Here is a 23,348-nt window from a genome sequence, read left to right as displayed (position 1 = left end):
ATGGCATCGAACGCGGGCTCTTTGCATGCATTCGCCAACTTGCGGCGTGTCGTCGGTAGGTGCGGGCCGATCACCGCACCACACAGATTAATGGTGATCGCGATCACTGTCAACTGCCACGTTGACGTTGATTCGCGCGTCATCCGACGGCGCTCACCAATGATCGAGTTCGTACCACGTCAGCCGAGAGTGCCGCGATCAGTTCTTCCTTCGATGCGAAGGCTGCCTGTCCACGCATCCAATGCTCCAGCTGCACAGTGATCGTGAGTCCGTAGAGGTCGCCCGAGAAGTCGAGCAGGTGAGCCTCGAGAAGCCTCGCCCCCGACCGCCCGTAGAATGTGGGTCGCCGGCCGATCGAAATGGCGGCGGTGAAATCCGAGCCGTCCGGTAGGAGGCACCTACCGGCCCACACTCCGTCAGCAATCGAGTTGGAATCCTCCAGCTGGAGGTTTGCCGTCCGGAATCCAAGCTCCCGGCCGCGCTGATCGCCTCGCACAACCACCCCGACCACGTGGGTGGACTCCGCGTCATTTTCCGCCATGGATTGTGAGCTGGGCTGGAGGCTGTCGGGCGAGACGGAGTCGAACGGCCCGCTACTTATGCTCATGCCGAAATGCCACATCATCGTACGAGCCTCAGGTGAGAAGTTGAGCAGAATCGGCGAGCGATATCCGCATTCCCGCACCACCTCGACTAGGTCTGCACTGACGTCGGCCAACCTCGCTGCATCGTGGTTGTGGCGGGCCACAACCACTGTGCCGTAGCCGTGTTCGGCTATCGTGGCCAGGGCGGCAGTGGCGATGTCAGGTGTCAGGTGCGGCGCTGGGTCGACTTCGCTTTCCAGACACACGACGGGCGTGCCGAGGCGCGGGGCGGAGTCGAGGGAGTATGCGACATATTCGGAGTCGGTGATGTCGCTGCGATATCCGACGCAACGGACCTGTCCGAATGCCGACTGCCGCATGAGCGTGAACTGTGTGTGGAGATGCGATTCGGCCATTCGCCGGTAGGTGACTACGTCCTCGATCGAGACAAAACTCAGTCCGTGGGCGGCGGCGAACCGCTGTGCCTCCTCGGAGCCGGAGATGCGGGTGGGATCATCCTCGGAGACCAGGGCAGTGAAGGTTCCGGCCTGGCGGAGGCCTGCCACGCTGACCAGGTCGACTGCGGCTTCCGCTGCGGCTCGACGCGCCAGGACCCCGGCAGGATCCGTCCGCACCGGCAGCACGTGCCCCGGCCTGGTGAATGCGTCGGCGCCGCTGGACCCGTCCGACAGCATGCGTAGCGTTCGGGCCCTGTCGGCGGCCGATATTCCGGTGCCCGGCCCAACGGCGTCGACGCTGACGGTGTACTCGATTCCGGAATGGTCTCGGTCCTCCCCAACCATCCTGGTGAGCTGAAGACGGTCGCACTCGATGGCAGGGAGCGCGGCGCACACCAGACCGGAGCCGAACCTCACCAGGAATGCTATCGACTCGACTGTCGACTTCTCCGCCGCGAGAAGAATGTGGGCGTCATCTGCCGGATTCGCACCTGTCAGCACGACGGGTCGTCCGGCGCTGAGATCGGACACGGCACGTTGCACCCGAGTGGTCGGACAGTCCATCGTCGGCCTCGATTCTTTCAGGGTGATTGCCAAAGCGCTGTGACGAGCGTCGCAAAGATAGTCGCGGGTGTCAACATCAACGTGGACATTGAAAGATTTCGAGGATCGACGCGCCGCGGCCGTACAGGCGATGTGTCCGTTTCGTACGCCCGAGCGAGTACAGGCCTGGTCGTGCACCGGGTGTGCGGGCGTCGCCGGACGTGATGAACCGGTCTGCGTCGATAAATCTTCTTTGAGTTGCTCAGACAAACCGACCGTTTTGTCGAGGTCGATCGGGACTGTTCTGCTGTATCCGCGTTTCGCGGACCGACCCGAGCATCGGATCTGATAAGACGGCAACCCACGGGCACGCATTTTGCACGGCCCGTGGGTTGCCAACACTCCGGTTACAGGACCGCGATCAGCCTCGCATCCGTTGCACCTTGCTCCAGGCGATGCAACCCTTCGGGGATGTCGTCGAAGGCGATCTGCTCGGTGTTCGGCCGAACTGATCCTTGCGCGACAAGTTCAAGTATCGCGCGCGCTTCCGCCTTCGTTCCATTGGACGCGCCTACGATGCGGACTTCTTTCATCGTGATGTTGGGAATCGACACCGACGATGTCGCGACGCCCAGCCCCACCTCGACGATGCGGCCACTGTGGCGAATGGCATCAACGGCGGAACTCAGAGTTCCGTCGGCGCCCGCGAAGTCGATGATCAAGTCCAATTGTTCGGACTCGAAATCGCGGATGTCCTTCGAACACCCCTTCGCGCCCAGCTCGCGCGCGAGTGGCCACCTCGACTCGTTGAGTTCGGATACGAATACGATGGCCCCTGCCGCCAGAGCAATCTGGACACCGAAGTAGCCGAGACCGCCGAAGCCGATGATGCCCACTTTCATTCCGGATTCGACCTGTCCAGCGGTATGTACTGCCCGGTACGCCGTCCGTCCGGAGCAGGTCGCCGGCGCGGCATCGCGGAATGAGAGTCCGTCGGGCAGGTGGACCGGGAGATTGGCCGGGACCTTGACTTTCTGCGCGTACCCACCGTTCAACGCGGTTCCTGGCCCATCGGTAGTGGCAGGCACTCCGACACGGTCACCTTTCGCGAACTCGGTGACGTCAGACCCGACTGCGGACACGGTACCGACGATCTCGTGCCCGAGGATGATGGGTACGTGGCCCAGCAGTGCCGTGATGGTCCCGTCCATGAAGCCGATATCCGAATGGCACAACCCGACGGCCCCGGTATCGATGATGATGTCGGCGGGTCCGGGCTCCGGGTCAGCCACGTCGACCTTGTGGAGTGGCTCGTCTATCGCTGTGAATTGCCATGCCTTCATCTGCTCAGAAGCCTTTCGATGTCGATGTGTGCGAGGACTTCACCACTGGAGCGGCAAGCTGACAACGGCGCCGACGATTCCAGATCGGTGTTCGATCTTCTCTCCGGGAACGATCTCGAAATCGGGAATACGGGCGAGCCACTCCTTCAGTGTCGTCGTGATCTCCTTCCGAGCCAGGTAGGAGCCCGCACAGTGATGCACTCCGTGGCCGAAAGTGAAGTGTTCTGGATCCTTTCGATGCAGGTCAACGTCCATGGGGCACCCTGTCACCTGCGGATCCAGTCCGAAGAGCATCGTCGGCACGGCGACCATGTCGCCGTCGAGGAGCGTGGCTCCGTCCATCTCGCTGTCGCCATTGATGATTCGAGCGTCGGCAACCAATCCGTATCGACGCAACAACTCCTCGGCCGCGTTGTCGATGAGTTCCGGATTGTCGACGAGTGTCTTTCGATCGGAGGGGTTCTCGGCAAGATGTTGCATCATGAAGCTGAGGAAGTTGACGACAGTGTCCAGTCCTGCAAGCAGAAGCAACCCACAGATTCGCAGGCATTCATCCTGTGTCAGCGGACGTCCCTCGACGGTGCTCGTGACGACTGCACTGATCGCGTCCGGACCGGGGTTCTCGCGTCGTTCGTTGATGACGGGCCCAAGGTAGTCGAAGAAGAGGTTCGTCGCCTCGGTCATCGTCATCGTACCGTCGGGCCGCGTCATCTGGTCCGCGATGAACTTCAAGCGTGCCGAATCCGAGCTCGGCAGGTCGACGAGACGCAAGAACACCTCGACCGGGAAGATCTCGGCGAACGCCTTCGTGAAGTCGCACTTACCTTCGGCAACAATCGACTCGATCAGACCAGCCGCGATTCCTTCGATTTCATTTTCGATGCGGCGAATCGATCCCGGGCCAACGGCCGCGTTGAGCACTTTCCGGTACGGGCGGTGCTCGGGCGGGTCGAGGGAGGTGGGTATGAAACTGTATTGCTCGCCCGCTTCTTTCGGCAAGAAGGGACACTTGCTCGAGAAGGTCTCGTGGTTCTCGAATACTTCCTTGATGAGGTTGCCGCGCACCGCGATCCAGTGACCACCGTTGCGTGGCGTCCACACCAGGCCGTGGCCGTTTTCCTGCAACCCGGCCCACGCAGCCTGTAGGCCGTTGCTGATGTCCCCCGGCGCGAACATGTCGAAATCGACCACACGCTCCGGCGGCACATTGCTGGGAAGGTTCTGGGTCTCGATGCTTGTCGTCATGGCATGTCCTTCTGGTTGATGTGAGCGATTTCGGTAGTCACCACTGTTCGGGCGCGACACGAACGACCAGTGAGGCCAGGTCGTCGCGCATGACCAGCTGGCAACCGAGGCGGCTGTTGGGTAGGACCTCGGACGCTGCGTCACCGAGCATCTCGTCCTCGTTGGAGCTCTTGGGGGGCAGCTTTTCGAGGTGGCTCTCCACGTACACGTGGCAGGTGGCGCACGACGCGCTTCCCCCGCAATCACCGACGATCGATTCGATGCCGTGGGATACAGCGGCTTTCATGATTGAGGTTCCCACCGGTACCTCGACTTCTTCCAACTCCCCGTCGGGGCAGATGTAGGTGACGGTTGGCATGGTTGTCCTTTCGTAGCGCTTCGAATGATTGATCGCTCAGGCGTGAATCGTCTCCACAATTCGCCGTTTACCGGACTGGAACGCGGCAGCATGGTTGATGGCATCTACTGCGATGAGTCGACCGTCTCTGAGATACTCGACTGCGAAGGAGGTGCCCGCTGAGTCGTCGATGACTCGTGTCTCGTCATATCCGGTGGAGAGCCCAACGATCTTCAGGCTGTGCTCGTACTGATTCGACCAAAACCACGGAACCTGCCAGGGTTTCGGATCTCCACCGGTCAACGTGATCGCAGCGCGGCGGGCATGTTCCACAGCATTGGCGACCGATTCGATTCTGACGCGGCGGTCGTAGAATCCACTGTGGAAGTCCACGCAGTCCCCTAAAGCGAGGATGTTCGGGTCGCTCGTCCTCATCGAATCGTCGACCACGATTCCGTTGCCGATCTCCAGACCAGCATCGTTGGCAAGTTCGATGTTGGGCTCCAACCCAACTCCTACGACCAGATTGTCGACCTGGTATTCAGCCCCGTCGGACGTCGCGACACGATCTACTCGTCCGTCGGCACCGAACGACAGGTTGTCGATGGTCGTGGAGGTCAAGATCTCCACCCCTCGTTTGGCATGTTCCCGCTCGAAGAACTGTGAGACCACCGGTGCCGTCACCCTCGCGAGAACGCGGGGCGCTGCTTCGAGCAGGATCACCCTCTGGCCGGCCTTCACTGCGGCTGCGGCCACTTCGAGGCCGATGTAGCCGGCGCCCACGATCATCAAGACGCGCCCAGTTTGGAAACAGGAACGCAGTCGCGCGCAGTCGTCGAGGGTGCGCAGCTCGTGGACGTTGGTGGGTCGTGTTTCGAGTTGAGCAATGAGCGGGAGCTGGCGGGCGCGCCCTCCGACGGCCAAGACCAGGCGATCGTAGGAGAGGGAGTGATTCGCGTTCATGCTCAGGGTTCGAGCAGTCGCATCGATGCCGTCGACGCGACTGTCCAAGCGAAGCTCGATGTTCTTCTTGGCGTATAGCGGTGCGCCTTTCAACGGATCAGGATCAGCGAAGACGGCGTCCATCTTCAAGAGGTCCTTCGACAGCGGCGGCCGGTGGTACGGCGCATAAGCCTCATCGCTCAGGACGATGATTTCACCTGTCCAGCCCGCGCTTCGGGAAGCGAAGGCTACCTCGGCGCCGGCGGTTCCACCGCCCACGACGACAAGTCGCCCCCCCAGGGCGGTCTGATTTTCGCTGGTCACAAGTCACACTCCATCTCGGTAGCGGTTCCTCGAGCGTCCTCGGCCCACCCGTTCAGCGGTTGGGGCGGATAGCGCTTACATCCCGTTGCTTGTCCAGAGCGCGCTGATTGTTGTTCTGCGTTCTGCGTTCGTGGTGCCGCAATGGCGCGCGCGTTGTCCGTTTCCGTCAACGGTGGAGTCCAGGAGTCTTGGCGCACTCGATGGTTTGGTGTTCGGGAACGGATTCGGTGCAGGGCCGGCTGTTTCCGAATCGATGTCGATCTGTTCGGGCTACTACCAACCTAGGTGTGCAGGTCGTCGATTACATCGGGCGCTCACCACACAGTTGACGCGAGGTTTTGGTCTGTGCGCCCAGTCACAGTCTGCACGCAGTGTGGAGTTGGTCATATGAGACGGCTACGCATCACGTGGCGCGCGTCCTCGCCTGGACAGCGGAGGACCCCCGTCGATTCGTGCGCAGGCTCAATCTTGCGTCAGTACGGCCGATCCAAGCCAAAAGGCCAACTCCAACGCGATCTCGAGATTCAACCGGTGGTCCCGCACGGAGCGCCCGAGCTGGTCTTCGATCTTCTTGAGCCGGTATGCGACAGAGTTCTTGTGCATGTGCAACGCATCGGCGGCGGCAGCGTAGCTGCCGCCCGTTCGTAGGAACTCGCGCAGTGTCGCGCGCAGCTGAGCGGCCGCAGAGTCGTCGATTCCGAGCGGGCCCAGGATGTCGGTCACCCACGCCCGGGTTGCGCTCAAGTCGTTGCACATCAACATCACCGCTCCCAGGTCGCTGGCGCACACGATCCCTGGACCAGGCGATTCCGACGCCTGCACGACGACTCTGGCCAGATCGGCCTCGGTGTGAGTACGTACGAACCCCTCGACACCTTCGCGAGGCTGCCCGATTGCGACGATGACAGGACTGTCCCAACGGCGCTTGACAGCGCTCAGGCGTTCACTGTCGACTGTGTCCGCGTCACCCAGTGGCACCCATGCGCGTGCCATGTGCTCATCTCGTGCCTCGAAGAGGGGAGGCGCGCTTGTGCCGAGTTGGCATGCAAGTGCAGTTGCGGCCGATTCAAGATGCGCTAACCCCACTTCGGGGCTCTGGGCGCGGTCCGTCCACATGACGATGCCGAGGTGATACTGGCCCAAGTGGTATCCCAGAATCCTCTCGGTCGGTTCGACTTCGACATGCCGATTCGCAAGAAGATCGTTGATTCGTGCCGACCTGGATGCGCTTCGACGCAATCGCCAAGCGTCTCGCTCGAACTCGTAGGTAGACAACAACTGTTGGGCGATCAGGTTCACGTGGGCGGAAACCAGGGTCGTGATCTCGAGGGCTGCGCCAGCGGTGACCGTTGCGCTTTCGCTCCGAAGGGCCAGTTCCTGCAAACACCAACGCACAACGCTGTCTTGGTACAACCGGTATGCATGCTCGAGAGCTGTAATCGGGATGTCGCGCTGCGCGAGCAATCGAGCTAGCTCGGTGGCGGGCGCCGACGGCCCGACCGCCTCGATTTCAATATCGTGCCGCAAGATCGCCATCGTGATGGCGAAGTTATCGGCTGCACCAGCATTCAACTGATCGAGGATCGGTTGATCAGTGGCGAAATACTCGATCTCACCGACCAGGCGCGTGACGATAGCACCAGCGATCTCCGTGAGGCGGGCGTCAGCAACGGCCGTGATCGCCGAGACGATTTCTCTGACTTGCGAATCAGCATGGTCCGGCTGGCCGCCTTCGGCACGCTCAGGCAATTCCGCCACCCTTGGTCTGCCGTTCCGATTCGGAATCTGTGCGTTCGGAGGTCAATCGCTCGAGGGGGCAATAATGGCTTACATTCATCGCAGAGTGTGGGCGAGCACCGTGCAGAGCGCGCGTTCTCGATTGAGCCCGCCATTCGGCGGTGTCAAGCTCGTACGGCATTGCGACGGTGTTGCCACAAGCTGTTGGCCTCGCCCGATGCTGCGCGATGCGCTCGGGCGTGTTTCTGCTGAGTTGCGCATGCAGCGAAACCGGCATCTTGACCTTCGCCTGCGATTCTAAAATCGACAATCCCCTCTTCTTCGGACGTGACGGGCGCCACAGGTGATCACTGTAGGCTTTTTGGTCCGCAACCGTCAACGTCAGGGTTGATTTGGCTCTTGTCAGCGTGCATTCGGGGTGACTCGGAGGTTGCCTCTGACGCTTACGCAGCGTGGCGTTGTTCAGGCCGGCGGCTGTTCCTTCGACGCACGGCGACTCTGTGTGGTGACACCGAATGCGCGCCGCGGGCCCGAGCCCCGGGCGATCACCAGGCCCACGATCGGGGCGCTGGGGCTGCTCGAACGGGTTCTGCAACACGCCTGCCAAGGTGGGGAGGTCTCAACCCTGTCAACCCGCGCGCCGCAGCGGCCCAGGAGCGGTCGGAGGGTCGTAGGCTGTCCGCCCGCCGGAGCGGACACGCGGTCATCATGCAGGCTGTCCAAGGGTGTTGGAGTGCATTCGAGTCCGCTTTCGAGTAGCACGCTGTGCGTGCGGTCGGCCTAAGCGTCGGGCTTCAAGGCGCCCTCGAAGAAGAGGCTGCAGAAGGCGTCGATAGTCTGTTTGGCATTGACCTTGCGCGGCCCCGGCTTCAACCACCGGTGGGTCCAGTTGATCATCCCGAATAGCGCCTTGGCCATCAGCGGCGTAGGGATGTCACCGCGGAAGGTTCCCTCGGCGACAAGGTCGTCGAGCAAATCGGAAACGATCTTCTCGAACCGCTTGGTCTTCCGGAGCATGTCCTTGGCCCACGGCGTCGACTGGAACTCGAGCTTCGCCATGTCCTCCTGGATGTACAGGTACACGTACGGATAGTTGTTCTCGTACGACAGCAGCTGGAGTTCGACCAGGCGGCGGAGTTTCTCCGCGGTGGATAGATCGAGTGCCAGCACGGCCTCCGCGGCCGTGATGTTCTCATCGAGCACGCCGCTGACCACATCGTGGAAGAGCGCCTGAAAGAGCTCTTTCTTGCTGGCGAAGTAGTAGTAGATGGAAGCGCGGTCGGTGCCGAACCGTTCTGCGATGTCGTTCAACGTCGCGGCTTCGTAGCCCTTTTCCTGGAACACGATGGCGGCATCCCGCAACAACTCGCGGCGTTTTGCCTGGTAGTTGGGACTACTTTCGTTCTGTGCGCTCCGCCGGCGCCGACTCATCCCGCTGCTGGTAGTCACTGTGGTTCTGGGCACCCATGGGATGGTACGCGTTTCCGGCCCGGACTGCCATCAACGTTGACGTCAATCAACTTCAACGTTGACAGATTGTGCTTCGTTGCATAACGTCGGTGCAACCACCGCTTGGCTGCTGTAGCTCCACACTAGTTCCGCGAGTGAGGGTCCATGACGTACAACGGCGACTGGTGTGAGGTGACACCCGTCGGAGACCTGTTGGTCCGCGGTGCCCACCGTCATCCCGATCAGGACCTTATCGTCTTTCCCGACAACCGCTACACCTATAAAGAGGTCCTCGACCGCGCCGCCGGTGTTGCCAGGGGCCTGCTCGCGCTCGGGGTGCAGCTCGGTGACCACGTCGGACTCCTCGCCCCGAATGGCATCGAATTCGTGGAGGGCTTCTTCGGTGCCGCCTTGATCGGCAGTGTCGTGGTTCCGCTCAACGCCCGGCACAAGGCAGCCGAGCTCGCGTACATCATCGAGGATGCCGATCTCGAGGTACTTCTCACGCTGGCTGACGCCGACGAGTACGTCGACTTCGTCGCCCTGATCCACGACGCTGTCCCGTCTTTGTCGGAGGCGGCGTCTACGTCACGGCTCGCGCTCCCCGAGGCCCCGATGTTGCGGGGCGCCGTGCTCTTGCGAGGTGAGGACAAGGCCGGCTTCATCGGGCGATCAGAGTTCGACGGCCTGGCCAGTCGCCAGACCTGCGATGACGTGCATCAACAGCGGCTGCGTGTGCGCGTCCGTGACACCGCGGCGATCCTTTATACATCCGGGACGACAGCACATCCCAAGGGCTGCATGCTCTCGCACGAGGCGCTGACTCGCGGGCCGGTCGATCGTGCCGCGAAGCGGCTGGCGACCGAGGGGCGTCATATCAGCTGGGCGGCTGGACCGCTCTTCCACATAGCAGCTCTCGCACCCTTGTTGGGAGCCATCGGGGCGGGTGGTACGTACCTGACCGACATCTATTTCGAGCCTGGGCGGGCACTCGAGCTGATTGCACGCGAACGCCCCACGACCGCCTGGCCGTGGTTCCCTGCCTCGATTCAGGCTCTGATGGATCATCCGAGGTTCGATGCCGGGGATTTCGCCTCCTTACGCTATTTGTTTCTGATCGGGCCGCGCGTTCTCATCGAGCAGGTGCAGCGGATGTTCCCGGCCGCCGAGTTGGTGGCGGCCTGCGGGATGACGGAAACCGCGGGCATCTACGCCCTGAGCGAGCGTTCGGAGACCGTTGCCGACCGATCTGGAGCACAGGGAAAGCCGGCGCCGGGGATCGAGGTACGCATCATCGATCCGGATACCGGCGCCGAGCAGCCCATCGACGTGCCCGGGGAGATCCTGGTGCGTGGCTATTGTGTCACCGATGGCTACTACAAGGATCCGGTCAAGACCGCCGAGGCACTCGATGCAGGCCGATGGCTCCACACCGGCGACCTGTACAGCCGCAGGGAGTCCGGCTGTCTGGTCTTCCACGGACGCCTCAAGGATATGCTCAAAGTAGGTGGAGAGAACGTCGCCGCCATCGAGATCGAAGCGTTCCTCTGCGAGCATCCTGCCGTGAGAACCGCCGCTGTCATCGGACGCTCCGATGAGCGGCTCGACGAGGTTCCAGTGGCATTTGTCGAGATCCGTGCTGGTCACACCCTGCAAGCGGATGACCTGATCGAGTTCTGTCGGGGAAGGATCAGTAACTTCAAGATTCCCCGCGCTGTGTACATCGTCGGCCCCGATGAGTGGCCGATGTCCGCAACCAAGATCAACAAGCGTCAACTGCAGGACCGTCTCGCGGAACTGACAACCGACATGGACGCACGGTAGTGGGACCTGCGTCAATCCTCGCTATCTTGCGAAGTGGCTTCGCAACACAGGCTGCCATCGGCCCTCGGTTGCCTCGACGAAGGGTGGTGTGGTGCGGTGCTCGTGTGTTCATTCCCGCAGTCGCACCGCACACACACTTCTGATCGCTGCGCGCGTCTTCTCGGACGTGACGGATCGGTCGGCGTCGAGTATTCGTGCGAGTCTGCTGAAGTAGGTTGGTGCATCCAGACCGAACTCCTCGAAAATCAGTCTGCGCGAGCCTCCGCCGTAAGGATGCCAGCGCAGCGCGAATCCCAGCATCTGGCGTTCGAAACGGTCATTGGTGTCTGCGAGCACGTGCGATCTCCGATCCTTCGCGTTGCATTCTGTATTCGGCGATGTCTACCCGGGAACGGCGTTTTCGTCTGGCGGGGCAGAGGATTGAAGTTCCGGCGAGCGAGCGGCCCGTGTCAGCGCTCGGACATTGTGCACGTCGCCGTCGAGCGCTGCGATCAGCTCTTCTTTCGACGCGAAGGTGGCCTGGCCACGGATCCAGTGATCCAGCTGCACGGTGATCTCACGACCGTACAGATCTTCCTCGAAGTCGAGTAGGTGCGCCTCCAGTAGTCGTGGTCCCACGCGCCCATAGAACGTGGACCGTCGCCCGATCGACACGGCCGATATCACGGATCGTCCGTCGGGGAGTGCACAACGACCAGCCCACACTCCGTCGACGAGTCCCGTGTAGACGTCGTCGTCGACCGTCAGATTGGCCGTCGGGAAGCCCAACTCGCGGCCGCGCTGATCACCATGTGCGACAACGCCGCGCACGGAACGGATCGACGTCGAGGTCGATCCGATTGGCGATTTCGTTGTGGGCGCCGCCGCAGGATCGCCGGCAGGTTCCAGCACGGCAGCGATCCCGAGGTCGCACAGCGCGACGTGGAGCTCTGCTGGTGCCGCGAGCAGGCGGGGCGCAGTAATGCCCAGTTCGCGATGGATCTGAGCGATATCGGCATTTCGGCCGGCTCGCTTGCAAGCACGTTCCTCCGGCGTGAGGGTGAAGGAGTCGATGTCGTTCATGTTCCGCTCGACAAGAATTGCGCCGCCACCGTGGCCGGCAACGAACGCGAACATGTCTTGCAGGCCCTGGTCGACGGGGGATGCGTGGGGCGCGTAGTTGGACTCTCGGTACACGTGAACCAGCGGGGTGTCGATGGTGTGCGGTTCACCGATTCGGTAGGCGACATAGTCGGACCCGGTGGCATCGCTGTGGAAGCCGGACGTGCGGAGATCGCCGTACGGTCCGGGGTTGGTCACCGTGAAGGTGGTACGAACATGCAGTTCAACGGCTCGACGATAGAGAATGAGATCGTCGGCGGTCACCCAGTTCAGTTCGTGGGTCTCGGCGAACTGACGGCACTCGTGTGCGCGCGCATTCTGGGTGGGGTCCTCGACTGAGACCAACGCCGCGAATGCGCCCACCTGCCGAAGTCCCGCCGCCCGATTGAGGTCGGTGATCACCTCGGCTGGGCCCGGATTGGCAAGTACACCACCTTCGGCTACGCAATGCGGAACGATATGGCCTGGTCGGGTGAATTGGCGGGCCGTACTCGCGGCTGGCCAGCTGCCGCAGGGTGTGCGCTCGATCTGATGCCGAGATTCCGGTGCTGACGCCCTCGATTGCGTCAACCGCCACCGTATGCCAGCCACCGGATTGCCGACGGTCCGTTCCCGTCATGGGTGGGAGGTCGAGACGGGTGCATTCACGCCGTGTGACGCCGGCGCAGATGAAGCCAGAGCTGTGCTTGACGAGGAACGCGACGGAAGCCGGCGATGCCTTCTCCGCGGCAAGGAGTAGATATCCATCGCGATCACCGGGCGGGCCGGGCGCAAGTACGACGGGCCTGCCGGCAGCGAGGTCGGAGAGGCTCTGTTGTACCCGCGACATCGAACTATCCATATCGGTGGATCTCCATTCTGTTGCTGCCTGCGGTAGACGGAAATATCGGAGACTGTGCCACTGCCGAAGTAGTGCGCGGATTTCCTTCTGTGACAAGGATCGCAACTTTTCGGAATTGAGTCAACATCAACGTAGATGTTTAGATTGCGGTAGCGGGTTGCGAGTCGTATGGCGAGTCCGAGCTGCCGATCAGAAGAGGGTGCGTGCTCGCCGCATAAGTAGGTAGTAGGGGTGCTCCGCACAGGCGGGGCGCTTCAGCATGAGGTGACCCACGGAGGTCGCCGGAAACGAAGGATGCGAACTGTGGAAATTCAGGGAACCGCCGCACTGGTCACCGGAGCAGCGTCGGGCCTCGGTGCCGCCACCGCCAAGCGTCTCGCCGACGCCGGAGCCACCGTGTTCGGACTCGACCTGCCCCAGTCCATCGAACGCGCCGGCGACAACGTCCCCGACGGCGTCACCCTCCTTCCCACCGACGTCACCAGCGGCGACGAGGTCCAGGCCGCGATCGAGAAGATCGTCGAGTCGGGTCTGCCGCTGCGCATCGTCGTCAACTGCGCCGGCGTCGGCTGGGCCGGCCGCATCCTGTCGAAGAAGGGCCCCCACGACCTCGAACTGTTCCGCACCGTCATCACCGTCAACCTGCTCGGCACGTTCAACGTCATGCGCCTGGCCGCCGACGCCATCGCCAAGACCGACACCGTCGACGAGTCCGGGCAGCGCGGCGTCGTCATCAACACCGCCTCCGTCGCCGCCTTCGAGGGCCAGATCGGCCAGATCGCCTACTCCGCATCCAAGGGCGGCGTGCACGGCATGACCGTCCCCGCCGCCCGCGACCTCGCCCAGTTCGGCATCCGCGTCAACACCATCGCCCCCGGCATCATCGACACCCCCATGCTCGCCGGCGTCACCGACGAATACCGCAAGGGCCTCGAAGCCGGAGTCCCGTTCCCCTCCCGCCTCGGACAACCCGCCGAATACGCACAACTCGCCCAGATGATCGTCGAACACGACTACCTCAACGGTGAGACCATTCGTATGGACGGCGCCCTGCGCATGGCGCCACGGTAGTGCGAACGTCGTTGCCTGGCTGTGGTTTCCGGATCATCCATGCTTACTCTGGGCATGTTCTGCAACCCATGCCGCGATCTGAGTCCTCGACGTGAAACCGAGTTTGGTGAGGATGTTTTCCACGTGGCCTTGCGCGGTTCGCAGGGATATTACGAGTTGGGTCGCGATGGCCTTGTTGGTCAGGCCTTGGGAGACCAGGTCGGCGACTTGACGCTCGCGCTTTGTCAAGCTCGTCGTGTCGTGGTCGGCGCGCGGCGACGCGGGCGAGGTGTGTTCGCCCAGGGCAAAGGCCACGGCTTCTTCGAAGTTCATGGTCGTCCCCTTCCGGTATGCCGCTTCAATCGCTTGTGCGCCGAGTGCCGCGTGGATCTGCCGTTCGCTGTGCTCATGATGGGGGAGCAGGTTGTCGAACAGCATCGGGGAACTCCCGACGGATCGTCCCAGTGCCTCGGCTGCGGCCAGGAGGACCGCTGCACGTTGTGTGTTGCCCTCGCCGGCAGCGATCCATGCCTGCGTCTCGAGGGCCACGGCGGCAGCGAGAGGTTCGTCCAGAAGTCGGGTCAGGCGAATGCACTGCTTCAGCAATCGATCTGCTCGACCGGGTTCGCCCTGCTGGAAGACGGCAACCGCCATGGCCCACAGCGAATACGACCGTAGGACTGATTCGCCATGGGCTTCGGTGGTGTCGAGCACCTGCTGTTGGCAGGCGATGGCACGGGGAACGTCGCCCTGCAATTCGTACGCCAGACCGAGCATCAAGCGGATCCATACCTGATCTGCTAGGTTGCTGCGGTCGCCGAAACCCTCGAGGGCTTCCTCCAGGCGGGTGCAGGCACGGGGTACATCGCCGCTGTAGAGGGCCAGGAGTCCGTCTGCGTGGGCGACGCGCGCGTGGACTACGGGGTCCGCTATTTGCTCGGCCAGGGCGTGCGCCTCATCGACTCGCGCTACTCCGGCGGAGATTTCGCCCTGCAGTTCGGCCAGGATGCTGTCGGCGTACAGCGCGTCGACCCGTGCGGCGGTCGGCTGCTCCGGCAGGCAAGCAAGGGCGCGGCTCAGCCAATGCCGCCCCTCGCTGAGAAGGCTGCGCGAGAGCCAAAACTGGAACAGGGAGGCGGCGATTCGCAGTCCTGCCGTGTCACCGCCGGGGTCGGACATCCGACATTCTGACAGGGAGTACTCCATCGCGCCACGCAGATTCGCCTGTTCCCGCTCGAGGCGTCCGATCCACTCCCGTTGGCGCGGGCTGATCCACTCAGCCTCTGCCTGCAACACCAACTGCTGGTACCAATCCCGGTGACGGCGGCGCAATTCGGGATGCTCCCCGGACTGCTCGGACTTCTCCCGGCCGTAGTCTCGCAAAGTCTCGAGCATCCGGAACCGCACCACCGCGACCGCGTCTTCGCGGATCAGGATCGACTTGTCGACCAGCGAGGTCACCGCATCGAGCAAATCACCCGCGGCGAGATCCGTGGCGCACACGTCCTCGGCCGCATCGAGTTCGAAGCTGCCTGCAAACACCGACAGTCGGGCCCACAGCTGCTGTTCCCGCGGCGTGCACAGGTCGTGACTCCAGTCGATGGACAGTCGTAGCGTCTGCTGGCGTGATGGTGCGCCGCGACTGCCGCGTGTGAGCAGCGTGTAGCGGTCGGTGAGCCGCTCGAGGATCTGCTCGGGCGACATCGCCCGTAATCGTGCCGCCGCCAACTCGATCGACAGGGGCAGGCCGTCTAGTTGTTGGCAGATCAGGGACACCGCGCCGCGATTGTCCTCGGTGAGTTCGAACCCTGGTACCGCGGCGGAGGCCCGATCCACGAACAAAGTCACCGCATCGTACTGAGGGAGCCCGCGCAGGGTCGGCGTCCGTTCGGAGGCGGGGACCGCCAGTGGCGGCACGCGGAGCACCGCCTCGCCACCGAGGGCGAGGGCTTCGCGGCTGGTGGTCAGAACCCGCAGCTCTGGGCAGGTGTGCAGCAGCCTCTCGGTCAGGGCGGCGGCCGCATCCACTACGTGCTCGCAGTTGTCGAGAATGAGCAGCAGGTGCTTCGGAGTGAGGAACTCCGCCACGACGTCATCGAGTCGGCGGGCGGACCGATCCCGCACCCCGAGTGCGGCGGCCACCACACCCACGACCAACGACTCATCCTGCAACTCACCCAGCTCGACCCACCGCACCCCGTCGGCAAACCCTTTCCGGGCATCAGCGGCCACCCGTAGGGCGAGACGTGTCTTGCCGACCCCACCGATGCCGGTCAACGTCACCAAACGAGACGCCGACAGCATGCTCTTCGCCTCGGCCAGCTCGTTACGGCGACCAACGAAATTGGTGAGCGCGAGAGGCAGGTCTCCCACCGAGGCTCGGGCGGCGGGCGACGATGTGCGGTGAGCCGGCCTGGACTCGGCAGGTTGAGGGGCAGTACTCGCCAAGTCCAGATCGTGGCCCGCGGCGCCGGCGTCGCCGGACAAGGCCATCTCGTCGACAGGGAACCCGTAGACGTTCTGAATCCGGCGCAGTTCGTCACCGAATGCGGCGGCAGTAGGGGGGCGGATCTCCGGGTCTGCAGCCATCGCGCGCTCGATGACCTCGCTCACCTCGTCTGGGATGCCCTGCTCACGTAGGTCCGGTACCGGCTGGGTGGTGATCCGCAGAAACTGGGCGATAACCTGCTCACCACTTCGGCGCTCAAATGCCGCATGCCCGGTGATGGCGCTGAACACGGTGGCACCGAGGCTGTAGACGTCCGAGGATTCGGTAGGGGGGTCGCCGCTGAGAACCTCGGGTGCGGTGAAGGCCGGCGAGCCGGTCACGGTGCCCGTGGCGGTCTGGAATCCGCCGGAAACGTGGGCAATGCCAAAATCGGTCAGCGCCGGCTCGTCGAAATTGGTGAGCAGGATGTTCGCGGGTTTCACGTCCCGGTGCAGGATGCCCTCGCGGTGCGCGGACTCCACCGCCGCTGCTATTTTCACCCCTAGCCGGAGAGCGTCCTCCAGCGGGAGCGGGCCATTGCGGCGAATCCGTGCCTCGAGGGAGTCCTTTGGGTGGTACGGCATCACGATGTAGGGACGGCCACTGCCCGTGACGCCGACGTGCAGGGCCGTAACAATGTTCGGGTGACCGGTCAGGCGGCCCATTGCTCGTTGTTCACGGAAGAACCGGGCCCGATTCTCCTCGTCCAGGTCGGCTTCGAGGATCTTGACTGCCACGGTGCGGTCCAGCGACGGCTGCAGGCATCGATAGACGACACCGAAGCCGCCCCGTCCGATTTCGTGAGCATCTTCGAAGCCGGCCGCGATCAACTCCTCCGTCACCGACAGAGTCACTGCTCTCTCCGTCTCGAAGGGATCATCAGCGGCCACGAGAGAGTCCTCTCACCGTCCGGGACAGCGTCGAGCGCAAAACCTGATCGGTATAGGTCTCGTGGACTCCAACACGCTACTCATCTCATAAGGTTGTTCCTTCAGGATATCGACTCTCGGGGGTCGCGATAGTCATCTCGAAGAAAGCGTGTTGGAGACCGACCGGTCAGTTCGGCCACGGCGTGCTGTTGATGCCTCGGTTCTCCCCAGTGTTTTGTGGCAAGGAGCTGCGATTGGTGGCACGCGTCGATGTGACCGGGTCGCGGGCGAACCGATCACGACAAGTGTCTACCCAGAGCGGGCACGTCGGCGAGGGTCCGCAGCAAGTCGTTGAGATGAGTGCACGACGCCGTCCCCGAAATCAACGACGGTATCGTCCGCCGGGCATCGGATGCTGGTATACCGATAATGTTCTGCACGGCCGCGGCCGCCGCAGGACACTCGAGATAAGGCAAGACCCTCGGCGTGGCGATCGCTTCGATTATTTCGTCTGTGGCGGAATCGACTATCGCCCGTAAGTCGTATTCGTGAATCACAGTCTCTGTCCCGGTTCCGTCGGTGTGGCTGTCGCGGAACGACGCGTCGACCCTCCATCCTCGGATGTCTCTGATGACATCGGTTCGTCGTACCCGGCGAACTGCGTGGTGGTCCAACGACGGAACCTGATGCGATGCTGCTGCGTCCTGGTCCTCGAGCGCAGGTACGACAGGTCCGTGTGGAATCGGGATCGTCCCAGACCGAGCAAGCTCGAGATCGACGGTCCCGCCTCGGCGCCATCCCATGCATACGCCGATGCGGTCGAGGTTGGGTTGCTCGCGAACCTGGGCGTCCGTGACTGTAGTGGAATAGCCGGACACGATCAGGGCGACCGGAAGGTCGTCGAGCAGCTGAGCGGTGATCGAGCCGGGTTGTGCTACAGCGGATTCGGCAACTGCTTTCCGGAATCCTCGACGCAGACCTGTTCCCACGAGTCGATGGACCTCCGGCGACGAGTGCGGCACCACTACGGATACGACGATCCCGTCACGCTTCGACATCGTGATGGTGAACGACGCTTCGGAAATCATTTCATGACCGTCTCGACCAGTGAGGAGATCGCGTCCCCTGCACGTGAACTGAACGTGATCGGGCGGGTCTTGAACATGGAGGACGTCGATGCTCGTTGTGCGCCGAATCGAGCCCTCGGCTCGCGGTGGCAGCGCTGCCCGCGGGTGCCCCTCAGTAGCAATTCCGGTGGGCAGCATATTTACTCCTCGGTGGGGTAAGGCGTCGGACGGAGTCGATCGATCGACTGCTCGGTGGGTGTCGACCGTAGCGTCAGAGGGATGGGTCGATGACTGCCTTGATGACCGTTCCGGTGCGGATCGCGTCCAACGCCGCGCCTGCGTCGTCGATGGAGAATCGGTGGGTGACCAGGCTCGACAACGGCACGGTGTCCTGACACCGTGCGACCAGCTGCACGGTGCTGTAATAGTGCTTGGGTTTCGGGAATGTTGCCCCATTGATCTGGACATTCTTTGTGGTGAGCAGTCGAGGCGACACGGGGATCGTTCCCATCGCACCCCACAGCCCGAGGACGATGTAGCGGCCGTGCTGCCCGACGAGGTCGATACCTTCGGGGAAGGCATCGAGGATTCCCGCCGCCTCGACGACTACATCCGGCCCGGACGGCCCGGTCAGGGCATAGATGTCTTCGATGCGTTGCTCGGCGGACGACTCCGTGAGAGAAACTGTCGCTGTCGCGCCGAGGCCTCGTGCAGTCTCCAGGCGCTTCTCGTTTCCGTCGATCACGATGATCTCGCCGGCCCCGGACAATGATGCGACCAACACCGCCGACAGCCCCACCGGGCCTGCGCCCTGAATGACCACGGATTGGTTGTACCGCAACCCACCTGCCTGCTCGAACCCGCGCAGCGCTGTCGGCAATGCGCAACCTAAAGCGGCCAGGGCCTCCGGTTCGACATGATTGGGTACACGAAAGAAGGCCATCCCGGGCGGCAGCCAGGCGAAGTCTGCGTAACTGCCCCAGTTGGGTAGGTCTGCCTTCTCGAAGAACCGAGAATTCTCGCACGGAGTGTTGTCGAGAATTGTGCACGAATAACATCTGTGGCACAGAGCGATCGGCGCCCAGTACACCACATCACCCGCTTCAACCGGTACTCCGGCGTAATCCGTGGTGATGTCGACGCCGAGCTTCTCGATCCTGCCGACGCCCTCATGGCCGAGGACGATCGGGAACGGCATCACGCCGGCATCACCGGTAACGATGTGGGCGTCGCTGCCGCACACTCCGCCGACCACAACACGGACCAGCACCCCTGTCGGTGCGGGCTCGGGAACATTGACCTCCCAGGTCTCGATATTATTGGGGCCGACGAGGACAGCCGCTCGGGCGGTGGACATGATGGGCTCGCTTTCTCGCGGATAATGATTCAGAGGCGGCGCAGCGCAACGTCACCGTGATCGTCGACAAGATACGACCTCAATCGTGCGGTTCAGCAGTGGCGAAGCCGCCGTATCGGCCCTGGAAGAAGATGAGTGGTGACTCGGGAGTGTCGAGTTCGAGGTGGTGCACGCGGCCGACGACGATGTGGTGATCCCCCGCGTCGTGCACGTCGGTTATCTCGCAGTCGATCCACGCCAGGGAGCCCAGAATTCGGGGCATTCCCGATGGTGTCGGAGTCCAGTCGACGTCGGTGAACTTGTCGTCGCTCTTGCGGGACAGGTTGCGGCACACATGCTGTTGGTCCGCTCTCAGTACGTTCGCACAGAACCGCTTGGCGGCACGAATTTTCGGAAATGTGGACGACGACTTGCCCGGAAGAAAGCCCACCAGAGGCGGATCCAGCGAAACCGAGGTGAACGATCCCACTGCCATACCGACGGGGCGCCCCTCGATGTCTGCTGCTGTCACCGCAACCACTCCTGTAGGGAAGTGACCGAGGATGTCGCGGAACTGTCGAGGATCGATCACGCGGTCGTCGTCCAAGACCGACGAAGCCTTCGAGTTCATTGCGTGCTTTCCAATCGTCCTTTGATCGTCAACGCTGCGTCCGCACGCGGTGACTGTGAGGATGTGGATGCAACTTTGCCGTCGACCCACCGGGGTGTGATATGCGTCGCCTCTCTGCAGCTTGCCGGAACCGTCAGGCTTGTGTCAACCCCATTGTTGATAGAATCCACACTCATGTAGATGGAGTTGATGGGGTCCGGCTGTGATCACCACGGTGCTCGTTGCAGCGCAGACATATACACAACTCGGGAAACCGGCGGTCGCGATTTCCCGAGTTGTGCGATCATGGATTCCGTCTTGCGCCCGAGGCCGCCCTTCCCTCGAGGCCCGTTCTCGCAGTCGATCGCGCGGGTAGGGCGGGCCGAGCAGTCGTCAGCTGACGGCCACGGTTTCGTGAGCTCCCTCGACGGGGATGTGCGGAACAACTTCCGTCGCGAAAAGGCGGAGGGACTCCACCCAGGGTGCGGGGTCGTCCAGGGCGTCGTGGGTGTTGACGGCAATCTGGCCGTATCTGAAACCTGCCAGGTCGAAAGTCTTCTCGATCTTGGCGATAACCGTTTCGGGGCTTCCGCAGAGCCAGACGTGGTCTGCGAGGTAGTCCAAGTCGACATCATCGATATCGACCTTGTGATCGGCGTCGTCGATGAATCCCTGCAGAATCCGGTACTTCTGGTACACCGGCATCAAATACTTCTTCCAGGCATACCCGATCGCTCCGTTCTTTGCCTTTTCTTTCGCCTCTTCGTCTGTTCTGGCGACGAACACGTCGCGTGCGATCTTGAATTTGGATCCCTGCGCCGTGGCACCGACGGATTGGCACGCATCCGAGTACGTCTTCCACTGAGACCTGAGCAGCTCCGACCCGCCATAGAAGGAAATTGGGGTCCAGCCGCGTTCGCCGGCGAGTCGATGTGACGGTGAGTTCTTACTCAGACCGGTCACTGCGATCTCGAGGCCGTCTGCGCCACCATGAGGGGAATGGTCGGCGGTCAGGTGGTACTCCTCGCCTTCCCTGGTTTTGAACGAGCCGTGCGATGCGACGCTACCCGGGTCGATCTGGGCGTCGAGCCGCGATGCCTTGTAGTACTTGCCTTCGAAGTCGAACGGCTCCTGACGCCAGACCTTGTCCATCACCTCGAGCCCTTCCATCAGTCGCGGATGGGCTTCGGACAGGTCGCCTGGCTGGCCCCGAAGGACGGCCTCATTCTCCCACGAGCCGGCACCGACGCCGAGGAAGTAGCGGTCTTCGAGCAGCTGCGAGGTGTAGCCGACCTGTACGGCGAGGGTTGACGGGTTGTGTAGCGGCACGATGTGCGCCATAGGGGCGAAACGCATCCGCTTGGTGATCTGCGCAGCAGCGACGATCAGAAGCTCAGGATTGGGAATGTTCTCCCACGCCTGCATGCCGTGCTCCCCGACCATGAAGTCGCGGTAGCCGAACTTGTCGGCTGCAGCCGCAAGCAACAGTGAGTAATCGAAGGTTTCTTTGTCCTTGCGTCCCGGGCGCATGTAGGGGGTGTGAAAGATTCCGCATTCCATGTTTGTTCTCCTAGTATTTCGCCATCATGTGTGAGCATTTGCAGGGTGGGATCGAAAGGTCCGTGCTGTCTGGTGCGGCGCCTCCAAAGGCAAATATGGACCTCTTCTATTGAGCGAGCGTCAGCCTCGGTGACAACGCTGGTGGAGGCCATGCCGTCTGAAAATGTGTTTCGCCGACTCGGCCCGACGACAGGGTGGCTGTGGTGTGGGAAAGTTGTGCAGGAAGGGGGAGCGGTAGCCACAGTCGCGCACGATCTCGGCCAGATCGGCGCAGATGTCTGCTGTGCTCGCACGTCCGTCGTTGCGTCTCGCTACAATCACTGTGCCGTAGCCATTTTCGGCGACTGCATCCAGTGCTGCTGTGGCGACTCCTGTCGACAAGTGTGGTGCAGGATCAACCTCTCGCTCGAAACACACCAGGGGATTGGCGGTAGGAGGCGAGGAATCTATTGAGTACGCCACATACTCGACATCGGAAACATCGCTGCGATAGCCGACACAGTGAACGTGTCCGTACTCAGAATTCCGTATGACCGCGAACTGAGTTTGCAAGTGTAGTTCCGTCGTGCGCCGGTATTCGACGAGCTCCTCGATCGAGACAATTGCGACATCGTGCGCGTCGGCGAAACGCTCGGCTTCGGCAGTGTCGGCGATCAAGGTGGGATCGTCCTCGGAGACGAGTGCGGTGAATGCGCCGGCTCGATGAAGTCCTGCCGCAGCTGCCAGGTCAACAGCCGCTTCTGCCGGGCCTCGGCGGGCGAGCACACCCCCGGAGGCTGTTCGGGCAGGAAGGACATGTCCTGGTCTGGTGAATGCGTTGGCAGCTCTGGAGCTGTCGGCCAGTAACCGCAGGGTGTGTGCCCTGTCGGCTGCAGAAATGCCGGTACCGGGTGCGACGGCGTCGATGCTCACCGTGTATTCGGTATCTGCGTCCGTCTTGTCGGCGCCGACCATGGGGGCGAGTTCGAGGCGGTCACACCCGCTGCCGGTCAGCGCTGCGCATACGAGGCCTGAACCGTATCGCACCAGGAACGAGACGGATTCCACGGTCGACTTCTCGGCCGCAATCAGAAGGTGTGCGTCGTCGGTGGGGTTCGCGCCCGTGAGGACCACTGGCCGTCCCGCGTATAGCTCGGACGTTGCCCGCCGAACACGGGTGGTCGGAGAGTCCATCTTTGGCCTCGATTCTTGCGATGGCGTGTGCACTGTGATGAGCGTCGCAAAGATTCTGCGACGTGTCAACATCAACGTAGACATTGGCGTGACTTTGTCGGTATTAGCTTCTGCCCGTTGATGGTCGATACTGTTCGGGCGCTGCGTGAGGCATGAAAGGGCGGTGACCGGCGCGCCCCGTAGTGACACGAGGTGGCACGAGAGTCATTGGTGAGCAAGCGGATTGCCTAAACACTGCCCGCACCGCCGTTGTTTGTGGGCGAGAACGAGCGGCTTGCAACGCCGTCGGGCAAGAGGTATTCCGTTCGGGCGAAGCGGAATCCGAGTATCGACCGAGTGTCAGGGGCTCGATGTATTCAGGTGGACCCGATTCGAGCACATCTCGAAGGGTGGATAGTTGTCGAGGACGAAGGTCGAAGGTGGCTGCAGCGCAGCGTTGTTGACATGTTCAATGTCGAACGTGGATC

General features: G+C 62.4%; 18 protein-coding genes and 1 pseudogene. 3 read left to right on the top strand and 16 right to left on the bottom strand.

Annotated features, from left to right (window positions below; genetic code table 11):
• Positions 1-139 precede the first annotated feature (139 nt).
• The 7 genes from JWS13_RS12375 to JWS13_RS12345 form a co-directional block, all read right to left on the bottom strand.
• Positions 140-1,855, bottom strand: coding sequence for a 3,4-dihydroxy-2-butanone-4-phosphate synthase (locus JWS13_RS12375; RefSeq protein WP_241032160.1), 1,716 nt, complete (start codon positions 1,853-1,855; stop codon positions 140-142).
• Positions 1,856-1,992: 137 nt separating this feature from the next.
• Entirely contained in the window at positions 1,993-2,928 is a 936-nt protein-coding gene (locus JWS13_RS12370) for an alcohol dehydrogenase catalytic domain-containing protein (protein WP_206005785.1), read from the bottom strand.
• A gap of 39 nt (positions 2,929-2,967) precedes the next feature.
• On the bottom strand, positions 2,968-4,173 hold the full coding sequence (locus JWS13_RS12365) for a cytochrome P450 (RefSeq protein ID WP_206005784.1): 1,206 nt from the start codon (positions 4,171-4,173) through the stop codon (positions 2,968-2,970).
• 37 nt (positions 4,174-4,210) lie between these two features.
• Entirely contained in the window at positions 4,211-4,531 is a 321-nt protein-coding gene (locus JWS13_RS12360) for a 2Fe-2S iron-sulfur cluster-binding protein (protein WP_206005783.1), read from the bottom strand.
• A gap of 36 nt (positions 4,532-4,567) precedes the next feature.
• Positions 4,568-5,776 (bottom strand): NAD(P)/FAD-dependent oxidoreductase, encoded by a 1,209-nt coding sequence (locus JWS13_RS12355; RefSeq protein ID WP_206005782.1) that lies wholly within the window; start codon positions 5,774-5,776, stop codon positions 4,568-4,570.
• Positions 5,777-6,238: 462 nt separating this feature from the next.
• Positions 6,239-7,525 carry a PucR family transcriptional regulator gene (locus tag JWS13_RS12350; protein ID WP_206005781.1) on the bottom strand — a complete coding sequence of 429 codons (1,287 nt, stop codon included), beginning with the start codon at positions 7,523-7,525 and terminating at the stop codon, positions 6,239-6,241.
• 768 nt (positions 7,526-8,293) lie between these two features.
• On the bottom strand, positions 8,294-8,962 hold the full coding sequence (locus tag JWS13_RS12345; RefSeq protein WP_241032158.1) for a TetR/AcrR family transcriptional regulator: 669 nt from the start codon (positions 8,960-8,962) through the stop codon (positions 8,294-8,296).
• A 165-nt stretch (positions 8,963-9,127) separates the two neighbouring features.
• Here JWS13_RS12345 and JWS13_RS12340 point away from each other — a divergent pair, with 165 nt between their 5' ends.
• Positions 9,128-10,786, top strand: a complete 1,659-nt coding sequence (locus JWS13_RS12340) for a class I adenylate-forming enzyme family protein (RefSeq protein WP_206005780.1) — start codon at positions 9,128-9,130, stop codon at positions 10,784-10,786.
• 108 nt (positions 10,787-10,894) lie between these two features.
• On the opposite strand, the gene JWS13_RS12335 is transcribed toward JWS13_RS12340, so the two are convergent.
• Positions 10,895-11,122: a DUF3263 domain-containing protein gene (locus tag JWS13_RS12335; RefSeq protein WP_206005779.1), complete on the bottom strand. Its 228-nt coding sequence runs from the start codon at positions 11,120-11,122 to the stop codon at positions 10,895-10,897.
• A 45-nt stretch (positions 11,123-11,167) separates the two neighbouring features.
• Positions 11,168-11,848 carry a riboflavin kinase gene (locus JWS13_RS12330; protein ID WP_206005778.1) on the bottom strand — a complete coding sequence of 227 codons (681 nt, stop codon included), beginning with the start codon at positions 11,846-11,848 and terminating at the stop codon, positions 11,168-11,170.
• 30 nt (positions 11,849-11,878) lie between these two features.
• Between JWS13_RS12330 and JWS13_RS12325 the strand changes: the two genes are divergently transcribed.
• Positions 11,879-12,226: a hypothetical protein gene (locus JWS13_RS12325; RefSeq protein ID WP_206011964.1), complete on the top strand. Its 348-nt coding sequence runs from the start codon at positions 11,879-11,881 to the stop codon at positions 12,224-12,226.
• Here JWS13_RS12325 and JWS13_RS46430 read toward each other — a convergent pair.
• Positions 12,185-12,716 (bottom strand): annotated as a pseudogene (locus JWS13_RS46430) (3,4-dihydroxy-2-butanone-4-phosphate synthase); the annotation flags it as partial. The gene JWS13_RS12325 and the pseudogene JWS13_RS46430 overlap by 42 nt on opposite strands.
• A gap of 315 nt (positions 12,717-13,031) precedes the next feature.
• Here JWS13_RS46430 and JWS13_RS12315 point away from each other — a divergent pair.
• Positions 13,032-13,799 carry an SDR family NAD(P)-dependent oxidoreductase gene (locus tag JWS13_RS12315; protein ID WP_206005776.1) on the top strand — a complete coding sequence of 256 codons (768 nt, stop codon included), beginning with the start codon at positions 13,032-13,034 and terminating at the stop codon, positions 13,797-13,799.
• Between the two features lie 33 nt (positions 13,800-13,832).
• Here JWS13_RS12315 and JWS13_RS12310 read toward each other — a convergent pair whose 3' ends face one another.
• The 6 genes from JWS13_RS12310 to JWS13_RS12285 all read right to left on the bottom strand — a co-directional run bounded on the left by JWS13_RS12310 (position 13,833) and on the right by JWS13_RS12285 (position 22,881).
• Complete coding sequence (locus JWS13_RS12310) at positions 13,833-17,156, bottom strand: protein kinase domain-containing protein (protein WP_206005775.1); 3,324 nt, start codon at positions 17,154-17,156, stop codon at positions 13,833-13,835.
• Between the two features lie 275 nt (positions 17,157-17,431).
• On the bottom strand, positions 17,432-18,193 hold the full coding sequence (locus tag JWS13_RS12305) for a DUF2889 domain-containing protein (RefSeq protein WP_206005774.1): 762 nt from the start codon (positions 18,191-18,193) through the stop codon (positions 17,432-17,434).
• A 280-nt stretch (positions 18,194-18,473) separates the two neighbouring features.
• Positions 18,474-19,559: a zinc-binding dehydrogenase gene (locus JWS13_RS12300; RefSeq protein ID WP_206005773.1), complete on the bottom strand. Its 1,086-nt coding sequence runs from the start codon at positions 19,557-19,559 to the stop codon at positions 18,474-18,476.
• A 79-nt stretch (positions 19,560-19,638) separates the two neighbouring features.
• Entirely contained in the window at positions 19,639-20,169 is a 531-nt protein-coding gene (locus JWS13_RS12295) for a flavin reductase family protein (RefSeq protein ID WP_206005772.1), read from the bottom strand.
• Positions 20,170-20,541: 372 nt separating this feature from the next.
• Entirely contained in the window at positions 20,542-21,708 is a 1,167-nt protein-coding gene (locus JWS13_RS12290) for an LLM class flavin-dependent oxidoreductase (protein WP_206005771.1), read from the bottom strand.
• Between the two features lie 120 nt (positions 21,709-21,828).
• Positions 21,829-22,881 (bottom strand): 3,4-dihydroxy-2-butanone-4-phosphate synthase, encoded by a 1,053-nt coding sequence (locus tag JWS13_RS12285; RefSeq protein ID WP_206005770.1) that lies wholly within the window; start codon positions 22,879-22,881, stop codon positions 21,829-21,831.
• Positions 22,882-23,348: the final 467 nt, after the last annotated feature.

Origin of the sequence: Rhodococcus pseudokoreensis (genome assembly GCF_017068395.1) — a bacterium.
Taxonomy (GTDB): Bacteria; Actinomycetota; Actinomycetes; order Mycobacteriales; family Mycobacteriaceae; genus Rhodococcus_F; species Rhodococcus_F pseudokoreensis.
The sequence above is the reverse complement of the archived record's forward strand: the minus strand, read 5'-3'. Positions and strand labels throughout refer to the sequence as shown.

Bases quoted from the DNA above. Each gene is read 5' to 3' on its own strand.
- JWS13_RS12330 (WP_206005778.1), bottom strand. From the start codon at position 11,848: ATGAACGACATCGACTCCTTCACCCTCACGCCGGAGGAACGTGCTTGC.
- JWS13_RS12300 (WP_206005773.1), bottom strand. From the start codon at position 19,559: ATGTCCACCGCCCGAGCGGCTGTCCTCGTCGGCCCCAATAATATCGAG.
- JWS13_RS12305 (WP_206005774.1), bottom strand. From the start codon at position 18,193: ATGTCGAAGCGTGACGGGATCGTCGTATCCGTAGTGGTGCCGCACTCG.
- JWS13_RS12285 (WP_206005770.1), bottom strand. From the start codon at position 22,881: ATGGACTCTCCGACCACCCGTGTTCGGCGGGCAACGTCCGAGCTATAC.
- JWS13_RS12290 (WP_206005771.1), bottom strand. From the start codon at position 21,708: ATGGAATGCGGAATCTTTCACACCCCCTACATGCGCCCGGGACGCAAG.
- JWS13_RS12360 (WP_206005783.1), bottom strand. From the start codon at position 4,531: ATGCCAACCGTCACCTACATCTGCCCCGACGGGGAGTTGGAAGAAGTC.
- JWS13_RS12370 (WP_206005785.1), bottom strand. From the start codon at position 2,928: ATGAAGGCATGGCAATTCACAGCGATAGACGAGCCACTCCACAAGGTC.
- JWS13_RS12365 (WP_206005784.1), bottom strand. From the start codon at position 4,173: ATGACGACAAGCATCGAGACCCAGAACCTTCCCAGCAATGTGCCGCCG.
- JWS13_RS12340 (WP_206005780.1), top strand. From the start codon at position 9,128: ATGACGTACAACGGCGACTGGTGTGAGGTGACACCCGTCGGAGACCTG.
- JWS13_RS12295 (WP_206005772.1), bottom strand. From the start codon at position 20,169: ATGAACTCGAAGGCTTCGTCGGTCTTGGACGACGACCGCGTGATCGAT.